Annotated in this window: 14 protein-coding genes; 13 read left to right on the top strand and 1 reads right to left on the bottom strand. The window is 63.3% G+C overall.

Features of this window, described 5'->3' with window-relative positions:
* Positions 1-56 precede the first annotated feature (56 nt).
* From EGM87_RS11840 to rlxS, 6 genes are all read left to right on the top strand, one after another.
* Positions 57-314 carry a helix-turn-helix domain-containing protein gene (locus EGM87_RS11840; RefSeq protein WP_137710293.1) on the top strand — a complete coding sequence of 86 codons (258 nt, stop codon included), beginning with the start codon at positions 57-59 and terminating at the stop codon, positions 312-314.
* Positions 311-883, top strand: coding sequence for a S26 family signal peptidase (locus EGM87_RS11835; protein WP_137710294.1), 573 nt, complete (start codon positions 311-313; stop codon positions 881-883). The genes EGM87_RS11840 and EGM87_RS11835 overlap by 4 nt, the downstream gene beginning before the upstream one ends.
* Positions 883-1,521, top strand: coding sequence for a lytic transglycosylase domain-containing protein (locus tag EGM87_RS11830; protein ID WP_137710295.1), 639 nt, complete (start codon positions 883-885; stop codon positions 1,519-1,521). The genes EGM87_RS11835 and EGM87_RS11830 overlap by 1 nt, the downstream gene beginning before the upstream one ends.
* A gap of 93 nt (positions 1,522-1,614) precedes the next feature.
* Positions 1,615-2,304 carry a pentapeptide repeat-containing protein gene (locus EGM87_RS11825; RefSeq protein WP_137710296.1) on the top strand — a complete coding sequence of 230 codons (690 nt, stop codon included), beginning with the start codon at positions 1,615-1,617 and terminating at the stop codon, positions 2,302-2,304.
* Between the two features lie 272 nt (positions 2,305-2,576).
* On the top strand, positions 2,577-2,723 hold the full coding sequence (locus EGM87_RS11820; protein ID WP_171010074.1) for a hypothetical protein: 147 nt from the start codon (positions 2,577-2,579) through the stop codon (positions 2,721-2,723).
* A 379-nt stretch (positions 2,724-3,102) separates the two neighbouring features.
* A complete protein-coding gene (rlxS, locus tag EGM87_RS11815; RefSeq protein ID WP_137710297.1) occupies positions 3,103-5,115 on the top strand; it encodes a relaxase/mobilization nuclease RlxS in 2,013 nt (670 codons plus the stop codon).
* A gap of 135 nt (positions 5,116-5,250) precedes the next feature.
* Here rlxS and EGM87_RS11810 read toward each other — a convergent pair whose 3' ends face one another.
* A complete protein-coding gene (locus EGM87_RS11810; protein WP_253719066.1) occupies positions 5,251-5,418 on the bottom strand; it encodes a CopG family ribbon-helix-helix protein in 168 nt (55 codons plus the stop codon).
* Positions 5,419-5,661: 243 nt separating this feature from the next.
* On the opposite strand from EGM87_RS11810, the gene EGM87_RS11805 reads away from it, so the two are divergent.
* From EGM87_RS11805 to trbE, 7 genes are all read left to right on the top strand, one after another.
* A complete protein-coding gene (locus tag EGM87_RS11805; protein WP_137710298.1) occupies positions 5,662-6,606 on the top strand; it encodes a HEPN domain-containing protein in 945 nt (314 codons plus the stop codon).
* Between the two features lie 144 nt (positions 6,607-6,750).
* Entirely contained in the window at positions 6,751-8,772 is a 2,022-nt protein-coding gene (locus EGM87_RS11800) for a conjugal transfer protein TraG (RefSeq protein ID WP_137710299.1), read from the top strand.
* Positions 8,769-9,185, top strand: coding sequence for a hypothetical protein (locus tag EGM87_RS11795; RefSeq protein ID WP_048578000.1), 417 nt, complete (start codon positions 8,769-8,771; stop codon positions 9,183-9,185). The genes EGM87_RS11800 and EGM87_RS11795 overlap by 4 nt, the downstream gene beginning before the upstream one ends.
* Positions 9,186-9,247: 62 nt before the next feature.
* Positions 9,248-10,204 carry a P-type conjugative transfer ATPase TrbB gene (trbB, locus tag EGM87_RS11790; RefSeq protein ID WP_171010088.1) on the top strand — a complete coding sequence of 319 codons (957 nt, stop codon included), beginning with the start codon at positions 9,248-9,250 and terminating at the stop codon, positions 10,202-10,204.
* A gap of 56 nt (positions 10,205-10,260) precedes the next feature.
* On the top strand, positions 10,261-10,548 hold the full coding sequence (locus EGM87_RS11785; protein ID WP_171010089.1) for a TrbC/VirB2 family type IV secretion system protein: 288 nt from the start codon (positions 10,261-10,263) through the stop codon (positions 10,546-10,548).
* Positions 10,545-10,805, top strand: coding sequence for a VirB3 family type IV secretion system protein (locus EGM87_RS11780; RefSeq protein WP_137710302.1), 261 nt, complete (start codon positions 10,545-10,547; stop codon positions 10,803-10,805). Before EGM87_RS11785 ends, EGM87_RS11780 begins: the two co-directional genes overlap by 4 nt.
* Positions 10,799-13,249: a conjugal transfer protein TrbE gene (trbE, locus tag EGM87_RS11775; RefSeq protein WP_137710303.1), complete on the top strand. Its 2,451-nt coding sequence runs from the start codon at positions 10,799-10,801 to the stop codon at positions 13,247-13,249. The genes EGM87_RS11780 and trbE overlap by 7 nt, the downstream gene beginning before the upstream one ends.
* Position 13,250 lies beyond the last annotated feature (1 nt).

Here is a 13,250-nt window from a genome sequence, read left to right as displayed (position 1 = left end):
ATGAGCCGATCTGACCCACATGCCCTTTCCGGGGCCGGTCGCGAAGGAAAACAGCCATGGAAGATCATGCGAAGGAACGGCCCGGCGCCCAACTGCGGGACCTGGCCGAGCGCGCCCGGATCGCGCGGAATACCTGCCCCTATCTGACCGCCAAGCAGGCGGCCTTTCATCTGGGGATCGCCGCCAACACCCTGAAGCGCTTGCGCCATCAGGGGCGGGGGCCGCTTTGCCGCATGCATGGCGGAAGCTGGCGCTATCATGTCGATGATCTTGATGCGTGGTCGGCGGCCCGCAGGTCGGGAGAAGGCGCATGAGCCGGCCCCGCGACCTCCCGCTTTTCGCCTGGGGCGAGGCGTTGCGTGCGGCGCGCGCAAGGCGCCGCCGCCTGCGGCGCCATGCCATCTGGATCGGGTTGGGCGCGCTTGCGCTGGGGGCGACCATTGCCTTCCCGCCGTCCCCGCGCCTGGTCTGGAATGCGACAGCGAGCGCCCCGGTCGGTTTCTACCTGGTGTCCCCCGGGGCAAGGCTCGCGCGCGGCGACATGGTGGTGGCGCGCGCGCCCTATCCGGCCCGCCTGCTTGCCGCGCGGCGGCATTATCTGCCCATGAACGTGCCGCTGGTAAAGCGCGTTATCGGCGTTCCGGGCGACATCGTCTGCGCGCGCGGCGATAGGGTGACGCTGGACGGAAAGCTGGTCGCCAGACGCCTCCTGCATGACAGCATGAGCCGGACCTTGCCCTGGTGGGAGGGCTGCGAGGGCCTGCTCCCCGGCCGCTTTCTCCTCCTCATGGACAAGGTTCCGGCATCTTTCGACGGCCGCTATTTCGGGCCGGTGGGAGAGGCCGACATCATCGGCAAGACGAGCCCGCTATGGCTGCCTTAATGCGATTTCTGCGGCCCATCGCGATGGGGCTGATCCTTTGGGCGACACCGCTGCGCGCCGACCCAGTTGCGGACTGGGCCGGAGAGATAGCCGAGGCGTCGGCCCGTTTCGGGATCGACCGGCTATGGGTCGAGGCGGTCATGCGCGCGGAGAGCGGCGGCCGCACGGTCTGGCAGGGCAAGCCCATCACCAGCTCCGCCGGGGCCATGGGGCTCATGCAGCTGATGCCCGGGACCTGGGCGGACATGCGAAGGCTTCATGGGCTCGGGCAGAATCCACACGATCCCCATGACAATATCCTCGCGGGCACCGCCTATCTTGCCGCCATGAACCAGCGCTTCGGCTATCCGGGGCTGATCGGTGCCTATCATGCCGGTCCCGAGCGCTATCGGCAATTTCTCATCGAAGGCCGGCCGTTGCCGCCGGAAACGCGCGCTTATATGGCCAATATCACTGCATCGCTCGGGGCCGCTCGGACGCTGTCGCCGCTACCCCCACCCCAGCCAAACCCGCCGGCGACAAAGCCTCCGTTCCTGTTCATCTATCGTGCCGGGCCATCCGCAGCCGAGCCTGCCGACACGCCAACTGAGGGCATAGCAAAATCCGATCCGCTTTTCGCCGTACGCCGGGCCTATTGAGCATCGGCCTTGTGCTGTTGTTCAGCATTCCGGGGCAGGCAGCACCACAAGGCGGTTGTGGAATAGCGACCATTTCCGATTTAGGAGGGAGCGATGGACGACCTTTCCTCCGAGCATATGCTGTGCGGCCGATCGCTGTCGCGTGACGATGTTCAGCAGCTCAGCCCCTCGACTTGCCGCCATCTTGTCGATTGCGACCTGGAAGAGGCCGACCTGTCCCGGCTCGACCTCAGCGGCTGGCACTTCGAGCGCTGCAACCTGCGGGATGCCGATCTGAGCGGTGCGAACCTGGATGGCGTGGTCTGGCATGGCTGTCGGGGCGCATTTGCCAATTTTACCGGCGCCACCCTTGCAGAATCCAGCTTCCGCGCCAGCGATTTCAACAATGCCAACTTTCGCCGAACCAAGCTTTATGCCGCTCGGTTCAGCGGTTGCAAACTGACTGGAGCGGACTTTACCGATGCTTCCGCCATGGAGATCGGGATCGAGGAAACGCTCCTCATCAATGCGCGATTGCCTGGATTTTCCTTTCGCAATGACAGGCTGCGGAAGGTCGATTTTTCCCAGGCCGATCTTCGAAAGTGCGATTTCCGGCAGGTGGTGTTCGAGGAGTGCAGCCTGCGCGATGCCAGCATGACGGGATCGCGCTTCGACGGCGCGGATCTGCGCGGCGCGGATATTGGCGGCCTGCGGCTCGTCGAGGCAAGCCTCTTCCGCGGCGCAACCATATCGCGTGCGCAGGCCGGAGAATTGCTGGGCGAACTCGGACTGAAGGTGCGCTAGCGCCAGGCAAAATTCGCGGGCTTGTCGCCCAGGACAGACGCATGGCCAGGCGAGGAAAGAGGAAAATCCGCTCAGGCTTTCCCATGATGCCGGGGCGGAACGGGCCGCCTCAAGGACGACGGGGCCCCACCATTTTTCGTGGGGGACGCTGCGCTTTCCCCACGAAAAATCGTGACCCCCATCGCCGCTGGCGCGGCCGCTTCGCGGTCCTTGACCCGGCCCGTTCCACCGCGGGCGACGTCTTCATCTTTCGCAAGATGATGGAGGCTGGAATGTCGATTGAACAGCAAATCGAGGAACTGCGCGCTGAAATCAGCTGCTGTCGCGACCGTCGGGAAGCGCGGCAGATCGCGGCTGAATTGCAGGTTGCGCTGGACGAACGGGACCGTCTGGCAGAGGTGTACGAGGCAGCCCCTTGATGACGCCAGCCATGCCCGGAACAGTGCCATTGGGCGCTGTCCCGGGCTTTCCTTTCGTTCGCGGCAGGACCGGATGGATGTCTTTTCCGGTGCGTGATGGCGGCGATGTACAGGATCGATGGGATGAAGGGCAGGCGGCCGAAGAGGGCCCCGTGCGGAGGGAGTCGCGGAAGGCAAGATAAAGGTGCCGGCACCAGGGGTCGTCTAACCTCTTGTCTGCACATCATTTTTCATGGTGCCATGTTCCGCGATCGGCGTTTTCCCAGTGCCATGCCTTTCGAATAGTCACGGATTCCCGGCCTTTCTGACGGCACCGCTTCCCATGGCGCGGGCGTTGCCGCACTCTGGTGGCGAGAGGGGCCAGAGCAGGAACCATGCAATGGCCGATGATGAGGATTTGGTGCCCCGGATTGGACGGCAGCGCGCTTCGCGTGGGCCGAAGGCGCGGCGCTACATGGGAAGAGTGGTTGCAGCCGCCAATCTGGCGCGCGGCGCCGGGCCTGGACGAAAGGGGCGAGCCGGTTTTTCCGGCCATCGCTATGGGCGCGGCGCCGGCATCGGCCGGCTGCTTAGCGTTGGGATAAGCAATGCGTTCTTCCGGCGCCGGCGTGTCATCGTCAAGGCGCGGCTTGTGAGGCTGGGCGGCAAGGGCGGGAACCAGGCGGTTGCCCATCTGCGCTATCTGCAGCGGGACGGAACCAATAGGGCGGGTGACCGCAGCGCGCTTTACGGTCCCGGGGAGGACCATGCCGACGGCAAGGCCTTTCTGGAGAAGGGCAGCGGAGACAGGCATCAGTTCCGCTTCATCGTCGCGCCGGAGGATGGCGATCGATATGAGGATCTCAAACCCCTTGCCCGCCGTCTCATGATGCAGATGGAAGAGGATCTCGGCACGCGGCTCGAATGGGTCGCGGTCGATCATTATAATACGGGCCATCCGCACAGCCATATCCTGCTCCGGGGCGTCGATCAGAATGGCGACAATCTTGTCATTGCGCGCGACTATATCAGCAGGGGATTGCGCGAGCGTGCGGCTGAACTCGTCGAACTGGATCTTGGTCCCAGAAGCGATCGCGAAATTCTCGTCTCGCGCCGCGCGGAAATCACGCAGGACAGGTTCACGCCGATCGACCGTTCGCTGCTCCGCATCGCCGATGACCATATCGTCAAACCCGTTGCCCGCGATCCCCTCGAACATGACTTGCAGGCGAGCAGGCTTGGGCATCTCGCGCGTATGGGGCTGGCCGAGCCTCTGCCCACCGGCCGCTATCGGCTTGACCCAGATCTCGAATCCGTCCTCCGCACCATGGGTGAACGGGGAGACATCATCCGCACGATGCAGCGCGAATTTTCGCGGCTGCGGCTGGAGCGGTCAAGCGCCGACCAGCTTATCTATGATCCGGCCGAGGCAGGCGCCTCGCCGCTCATCGGGCGCATACTCATGCGCGGGCTGGCCGACGAACTGGAGGACCGTCATTTTCTGCTGATCGACGGCATCGACGGACGCACCTATTATGTGCCGATCGGCAAGGGCGAAACCGGCGATTTGCTTCCACCATCGCACGTCGAGGGGGACGGTCCTCAGCAAGGCGCCGCCGTTGTCGCCATCAGGCCGAGGGAAGCAGCCGTCCGCGAGGTCGATCGGACGATCGCCGCCGTCGCGGCTGGCAATGGCGGGCGCTATGATGGCGAGGCGCATTGCCTCCCTGACCCGGGCGCGCGTTCGGACTATGTCGAGGCGCATGTCCGCAGGCTCGAAGCGCTTGCGCGTGCTGGGGATATTGCCGGGCGTTCGGGCGACGGGAGTTGGGTCATCGCCACCGACCATCTCGATCGCGTGGCGGCGTTCGAGCGTCGGCAACTCAGAACCCAGCCCGTCATGATCGAGATGCTCTCGCCCGTGGGTGTCGCGGAACTGGCGACCGCCCATGCGGCGACCTGGCTCGATCGCACGCTAGTCGACGGTGATCCTCCCCAGTTGCGCAATGCCGGCTTTGGTCGCGACATGACGGATGCGCTGGCGCGTCGGCGGCAATGGCTGGTGGAGGAGGGGCTGGCCGAGCAGGGCGAAGGCGAAATCCGCTATCGCAAGGATTTGCTTGCAATCCTGCGGCGACGTGAGCTTTTGCGCGTGGCGGGCCAGTTGTCGCACGAACTGGCCTTGCCCTTTGCCGAGACTGTCGAGGGCGAGAAGCTCGAGGGCATATACAGGCGCCGCGTCGACCTCATTTCCGGGCGCTTTGCGGTGCTCGAACGGTCGCGGGATTTCGCGCTCGTGCCCTGGCGGCCGGTGCTGGAGCGGCGGGTTGGACAGAGCGTGTCGGGCTTGATGCGCGAAGATGGGGTGAGCTGGTCCTTCGGGCGAGGTCGAGGCGGGCCGACGATCAGTTGACCTTGGAAATGCCGTCGTCAGTTAGTGAGACTGCGGCTCGCGATACGACACGCGAGGATGCATCGGGTGCGACAGGCCGCAGGCGTTCATGCTGGTGCAAAGGAACCGACGACGCCTTGCTGGTCCACTGAATCTTCACGCGGGGGGCGAGGGTAGCGGGCTGTCGGTCGCAAGGCTGTCAGCCCAGGCCTGAATATCCTCATGATCGATCACCCGGCCCGCGTCTACATCTGCCAAGGCTTCAAGCGTCATCTTGTGCCGCTCTTCCTCCTGGTCGATCCATGCCGCCAGAGCCTGCTTCATGATCCACCGTCGCGAACGGTCAATGCGAGCAACCGGGGCATCGATCTTATCGGCCGTCCCACCGGCACATGGGCTGTCAAGACCCCGGTTCCTGTTGCCATCTTCATCACTGCCAATCGTCATGAAAGTTGTTCAAAACGCTCTTGGCTTGGCAAGCAAATGCAACAGCCGTGGCCGGGAAGCGCTGCTCTTGTCCCTGCCCCATGATTGTGCACGCTTCGCTTCTCCAGGACAACTTCATAGGTGCTTGCCAAGGGAAGGAAATCCCGCGAGAATCCGGACATGAAAACGGATCTTGATCACCTGCCGGATATCCAGCGCGGCGAGTTGGAGCGGGTCCAGAAAATTCTCCTCGGCGAATTTGCCGAGGCGACCTCGCGGGCAAGCCAGTCCTGGAAGCGCAATGGCCGGATCCTCAAGATCATCCTGTTCGGGAGCTATGCGCGCACGGACTGGGTCGATGAACCCGAAAATGGCTATCAGTCCGATTTCGATCTGCTGATCATCGTCAGCCATGCCGACCTTACGGACATTGCCGATTATTGGTATGTCGCCGAGGACAAGATCCTGCACGATGACGCTGTGCGCCGGCCGGTCAACATCATCGTCCATACGCTCGATGAAGTGAATCAGGGTCTGCGGAACGGCGAATATTTCTGGGTCGATATCGCGCGCGACGGAATCGCGTTGTACGAGTTGCCGGGGTATTCCCTGACGCTCCCACAGCCCCTTACTCCGATTGATGCTTGGGGGATGGCGTCCACTTACTTGAAGGATTGGCTTGGAAAGACCAATAGTGCATTAAAACTCGCTGCTTTCGCAACGGATGAAGGTGAATGGAATGACGCTGCGTTTCTTTATCATCAAGCAGCGGAGAGAGCATACATCTGCTTTCTACTCGTCCGAACACTGTATTTTCCGCGCTCCCATAACATCAAATTTCTTCGATCCCTGGCCGAAGACATTGAAGCACGTCTGATCTCCGCTTGGCCAAGGGGCACAAGAGCAGATCGTCGCTTGTTCGAACTTCTTAAGCGCGCCTATGTCGAAGCGCGTTACTCGGCTGCGTACGACATCAGCGTCGAGGATCTGGAGGCGATTGCCCGGTCCGTCCGCATGTTGCGGGATGCTGTCGAAATATCGGCATGCGAGAGAATCGAACAGCTGCGGGTGGACGCCGGGGCCTGATCGATCGGGCGATGATCGCCTAAATCCGTAAATGACGTCCGAATTGAGCCGATCTGGGCCGATCTGCACCATGTCCTTCTGAAACGCTTTCACGGATTCTTGAACCCGCTCGAACCGGTCCAGTCCGGCGGGCGGAGCAAAACCGTGACCCCAACCAAATTGCTGATCGGCCAGATCCTCATTGTGCTGGCCATCGTTCTTGCAGGCCTATGGGCAGCCACTCAATGGGCGGCGGCCATGCTCGCCTATCAGCCCCAGCTCGGATCCGCCTGGTTCATGCTCGGCGACATCCCGGTCTATCGCCCCTGGTCGCTCTTTCCCTGGTGGTATCATTTCGACGCTTATGCGCCGATCGTCTTCGACAAGGCAGGCGCGCTGGCTGCCGCCAGCGGGTTTGTTGGTTGCGCCGCCGCGATCTGCGGCTCGCTATGGCGCGCGCGCCAATGCCGGCAGGTGACGACCTATGGCTCTGCGCGCTGGGCGAGCCACAGGGATGTGCGGCGGGCGGGACTGTATCGGCCGGCCGGTGTCATGCTCGGCCGCCATGGCGACCATTATCTGCGTCATGAGGGGCCTGAGCATGTCATGGCCTTTGCGCCCACGCGTTCGGGCAAGGGCGTTGGCCTGGTCGTGCCGACCCTGTTGTCCTGGACCGGGTCCGCGGTCATTCACGACATCAAGGGGGAGAACTGGACCCTGACGGCAGGCTGGCGCGCCCGTTTCTCGCATTGCCTGCTGTTCAATCCAACGGATGCACGCTCTGCCCGCTACAATCCCCTGCTTGAGGTTCGCCGCGGCGCGGACGAGGTCCGGGACGTCCAGAATATCGCCGATATCCTCGTCGATCCCGAGGGCGCGCTGACAACCCGGAACCACTGGGAAAAGACCAGCCATTCCCTGCTGGTCGGCGCCATTCTCCATATTCTCTATGCCCAGGAGGAAAAGACGCTCGCCCATGTGGCGACCTTTCTTTCCGATCCCCGCCGAAGCTTTGCGGCAACGCTCCATCTCATGATGACCGCCAACCATCTCGGGACGAAGGAGCATCCGCAGGTCCATCCTGTCGTCGCCTCCGTCGCCCGGGAATTGCTGAACAAGAGCGAGAATGAACGATCGGGCGTGCTTTCGACCGCCATGTCCTTCCTTGGCCTCTATCGCGATCCCACTGTCGCGCAAGTGACGTCGCGCTGCGACTGGCGGATCGCCGATCTCATGGAGGGCACGCAGCCCTGTTCGCTTTATCTGGTGGTGCCGCCGTCCGACATCATCCGTACCAAGCCGCTGATCCGGCTGATCCTCAACCAGATCGGACGGCGGCTGACCGAGCGCCTCGATCAGTCGGCCGGGAAAGATCAACGGCACCAACTCCTCATGATGCTGGATGAGTTCCCCGCGCTTGGCCGGCTGGATTTCTTCGAAACGAGCCTTGCCTTCATGGCCGGTTACGGGATCCGGGCCTTCCTGATCGCGCAGAGCCTTAACCAGATCGAAAAGGCCTATGGCGAGCACAATGCCATTCTCGATAATTGCCACGTCCGTATCGCCTTTGCGACCAATGACGATCGGACGGCGAAGCGTATATCCGATGCGCTGGGGACGGCGACCGAACAACGCGCCATGCGCAACTATGCGGGGCACCGTCTGGCGCCGTGGCTGGCCCATGTCATGGTCAGCCGTCAGGAAACCGCGCGCCAGCTTCTGACACCAGGCGAAGTCATGCAGCTTTCGACCGAGGAGGAACTGGTCCTCGTCGCCGGCATGGCGCCGATCCGCGCGAAGAAGCTGCGCTATTATAGCGATCCCAATTTCGCCGCTCGTATCGGAGCGCCGCCGCTGCTGAGCGACAAGGCCTATTCCGACATTCCCCCGTCGCGGCAGGATGATTGGAGCGCGGCTGCCGAGCCAGGAGGCAAAATGGTTGCCGCCGCTGTCACCGGGCAGGCGGCCGACGAAGGCGGGCGCGAGCAGCATCGGCATCCGGCGTTTGAAACCGAGATTCGGACCGGCAGGCAGAATTCCGAATTGGAGATGGATCGCTCCATCATCGAGGATGAGGATGTCGTTTCCGACAAGCGCGCGATGGAGCAGGCGCAGCGCATTGCGCCGGTCATCCGCGGCCATGCCATCGATGTCGCGTCAACCCATGAAAAGGCGTTGGGGCTATGAAGCGCGCGCCCAAGATCCGCCAGAATCTCTATATCGACCGCGAGATCGGCGATGCGCTCGATGCCATGGCTACCGGCCATGCAGGGAATAAAAGCCGATTGGTCAACGATGCGTTGCGGACATGGCTGCGCCATCGCGGCGCGAGTGAGGCGGAAGCGGCGCTGCGCATGCGCCTCAATGAACTGTCGAAGGAACTGGCAGCCGCCCGCCGCGACATCGACATTATGGTCGAAAGCCTCGCTTTGTTCATCCGCTACCAGCTCATGGTGACACCCCCGCTCGGGGAGAATGACGAGGTTGGACGGGCTCAGGGCCGTCAGCGCTTCGAGGCGTTCATCAGCCAGGTTGGCCGCCAGCTTGCAACCGGCAAGCGGACGATCGCGGCCCCATCGGCCGAAGGAGGCGAGGGGTGACCCGGCACGAAACATTCACCGCGACGACGCACGATGAAACGGCAGCCGGACGGCGCAAGGCCATGCTGCACAGCGCGATGGGACCGGCGATCGCTGCGGCGCTTGACGATCCCCGCGTCATCGAGATCATGGTCAATCCCGATGGCGCCCTGCGGCTCGACCTGCTGGGTGAAGGACGTGTCGATACCGATATTGTCCTTGGGCCCGGCGAAGTCGAACGGATCATCCGCCTGGTCGCCTCGCATGTGCGCACGGAGGTTCATGCCGGCGCACCCATATTATCAGCGGAATTGCCGCCGCAGACAGAAGGAAGGACCGGCGAGCGATTTGAAGCGATCCTGCCGCCGATTGCGGTCGGCCCCTGCTTCGCGATCCGCAAGCCGGCGTCCCGGCCCTACAGCATGGACGATTATGTCAGCGATGGCATCATCAGCGATACCGCCGCGGCGCTTCTGCGTCGCGCGGTGCATGAGCGGTGGAACATCCTAGTCGCCGGCGCCACCAGCTCTGGCAAGACGACCCTCGCCAATGCCCTGCTGGGCGAGATCGGGGCCAGCGAGGAACGGCTGATCCTGATCGAAGACACGCGCGAATTGCAAAGCCCCTCGGTCGATACCGTGGCGCTGCGCACGCGGGCGGGCATCGTCACCATGACCGACCTGGTGCGTTCCACGCTCCGGTTGCGGCCCGACCGGATCATTGTCGGCGAGGTGAGGGGACCCGAAGCCCTCGACATGCTCAAGGCCTGGAATACAGGTCACCCCGGCGGGATTGCGACCGTCCACGCCAATGGTTCCGCCGCTGCGCTCGGCCGCATCGAGAGCCTGGTGCAGGAGGCCGTGGCGACGGTTCCGCGCGCCCTTATCGCGGATGCCATCGACCTCATCGTCTTTATGTCCGGGCGCGGCGCGTCGCGGCGCGTCACCAGTCTCGCGCGCGTCGATGGTCTCGACACGCAGGGTGGCTACCGGCTCATCGAACTCCTCGTCCCTCCAACCCCCACAGGATTAGCTTTATGACCAGAATATCATTCTCTCGACCATCCATCCTTCGCGGCGCCGGGTCCGTCGCCGTCATGCTCGCCGCTGGTCTTGCCATGGCTTCGGCCGCCGCGCATGCCGCCGGCTCCGGCATGCCCTGGGAACAGCCGCTCGAACAGGTGCTGGAATCGGTGCAGGGACCGGTGGCGAAGATCGTCGCCGTGATCATCATCATCACGACCGGCCTCACGCTTGCCTTTGGCGAGACCTCGGGTGGATTTCGCCGCCTGATCCAGATCGTCTTCGGCCTTTCCATCGCTTTTGCCGCATCGTCCTTCTTCCTTTCCTTCTTCAGCTTCGGCGGCGGGGCGCTCATGGCATGAGCGCGATCGAGGGCTTCGAGGTCCCCATCCATGCGAGCCTTGCCTCGCCCATCTTGCTGGGCGGGGCGCCCCGGGGCCTGTCGATCCTTAATGGCACCCTGGCCGCTGCGATCGGCCTTGGCCTTCAGATATGGCTGGTCGGGATTGCGGCATGGGCGATCGGGCACAGCATCGCGGTCATAGCGACCCGCCGCGATCCTGATTTTGCGCCCGTCCTGCTTCGCCATCTCCGCCAGAAGGGATATTGGGCATGCTGAACCTGTCTGAATATCGGTCCCGCGCCGACCGCATTACCGACCATCTGCCCTGGGCCGCGCTCGTCGCGCCCGGCGTGGTCCTCAACAAGGATGGCAGTTTCCAGCGCACATTCCGCTTCCGTGGGCCAGACCTTGAGAGCGCGACGGAAGCGGAACTGGTTGCCACCTGCGCGCGCGCGAATAATGTTTTGAAAAGGCTCGGTTCGGGCTGGGCGATTTTCTTCGAGGCCCACCGACGGGAAGCGCAGGGTTATCCCGATGGCAAGTTCGGCGATCCTGCTTCCTGGCTCGTGGATCAGGAACGGCGTGCGCAATTCGCGTCTCACGAGCAGCATTTCGAAAGCGTATATCATGCAACCCTCCTGTGGCTGCCGCCTGCTGACAGCAGCGATGCGGCTGGACGGCGTCTTGTCGAGCGCGAAGGGAAGGTCAGGCAGCGTGATTGGCGTCAGGCGCTCGGCGGCTTCATTGCCGAGACAGGGCGGATCATCGATCTGTTCAGCACTTTCATGCCTGAAATCCAGCCGCTGGATGATGCCGCAACCCTGACCTTTCTCCATGCGGCCGTGTCGGATCGGGATCATGGCGTGCATGTCCCTGAGACGCCCTTCTATCTCGACGGCCTGCTGGCGGACACGCCGCTTGTCGGCGGTCTCGAACCCCGCCTTGGCGGGCAGCACATCCGTACGCTGACGCTGCTCGCTTTCCCCAATATGAGCAGACCCGGCCTGCTCGACGCCCTCAATCACCAGAATTTCGGCTATCGCTGGGTCACGCGCTACATCGCGCTCGACAAGAGCGATGCCGCCCGCTCGCTGACAAAGCTCCGGCGGCAATGGTTCAACAAGCGCAAATCGGTCGCGGCGCTGCTGCGCGAGGTGATGTACAATCAGCCGGCCCAGCTGCTCGACAGCGACGCCGACAACAAGGTGATCGACGCGGACCTCGCCCTGCAGGCGCTGGGCGGCGATCATGTCGCCTTCGGTTATCTGACCACGACGATCACGGTGATGGATCGCGATGCCACTGCCGTCGATGCCAAGGTCCGGGCCGTCGAGCGGGTTGTGAACGGGCTTGGCTTCACCTGCATCCGCGAAACCGTCAATGCGGTCGAGGCCTGGTTGTCGGGCCTGCCCGGGCAGGTCTACGCCAATGTAAGGCAGCCGCTGGTGCACAGCCTCAATCTTGCCCATCTGATGCCGCTTTCCGCCGTCTGGGCCGGACCTCATGGCAATCGTCACCTCGCCGGGGCGCCTTTGTTCCAGGCAAAGACCAGCGGATCGACACCGTTTCGCCTGTCGAACCATGTCGGCGACGTTGGCCATATGATGGTCGTGGGGCCAACCGGCGCGGGAAAGTCGGTCCTCCTTTCCTTCATCGCCTTCCAGTTTCGCCGTTATGCCGGTGCCCGTGTCATCATGTTCGACATGGGCCGCTCGGCGCGCGCCGCAGTGCTCGCCATGGGGGGCAGCCACCATGCGCTGGGCGCCGGCGATGGGGAAGGCGATCTGCTTTCCTTCCAGCCATTGCGCGACATCGACAGGGAAAGCGAGCGCAGTTGGGCGGCCGAGTGGCTGGGCGGCATTTTCGCCCAGGAAGGCGTGCTGCTGACCCCCGAGATCAAGGACGCGCTCTGGTCGGCGCTCTCCAGCCTGGCAATGGCCCCGGTCGAACAGCGGACGCTGACCGGCCTGTCGCTTCTTCTCCAGTCCAATGCCCTTCGGCTGGCGCTCGCGCCCTATATGCTGGATGGCAGCCATGGCGGATATCTGGACGCCGCGGAGGAGCGCCTCGCGCAGCGCGATGTCCAATGTTTCGAAACCGAGGCGCTGATGGGGCGTAAGGGTCTGGCCGCTCCGGTCCTCTCCTATCTTTTCCATCGGATCGAGCAACGCTTTGACGGCCGGCCGACGCTGATGATCCTGGATGAGGCTTGGAGCCTGTTTGACGATCCGCTCTTCGCCGCGCGCATCCGGGAATGGCTGAAGACGCTCCGGAAGAAGAATGTGGCGGTGCTGTTCGCGACACAGAGCCTGGCCGATATCAGCGAGAGCAGCATCGCGCCCGCCATCATCGAAAGCTGTCCGCAGCGCATCCTGCTTCCCAATGACCGGGCAGTCGAACCGCAATCGCGGGCAGCCTATGAGCGTTTCGGCCTCAATGCGCGCCAGATCGAAATCATCAGCCGCGCAACGCCCAAGCGGCATTATTATCTCCAGTCCCAACGCGGCAACCGTCTGTTCGAACTGGATCTGGGACGGGTGGCCCTCGCTCTATGCGGTGCGTCTGACCCCGACAGCCAGAGCCGGATCGATGCGATCATCACGGAGCATGGGCTGGACGACTTCGCAGGCCATTTCCTGCGCGGCTGCGGCCTCCCGGCAGCAGCGGACGATCTTGAGCTTTTCCCATCCCCTGCTTCCCCCCAGTCCAAGGAGAAATGAG

Source organism: Sphingobium sp. RSMS, from assembly GCF_005406185.4.
GTDB classification, from domain to species: domain Bacteria; phylum Pseudomonadota; class Alphaproteobacteria; order Sphingomonadales; family Sphingomonadaceae; genus Sphingobium; species Sphingobium fuliginis.
The sequence above is the reverse complement of the archived record's forward strand: the minus strand, read 5'-3'. Positions and strand labels throughout refer to the sequence as shown.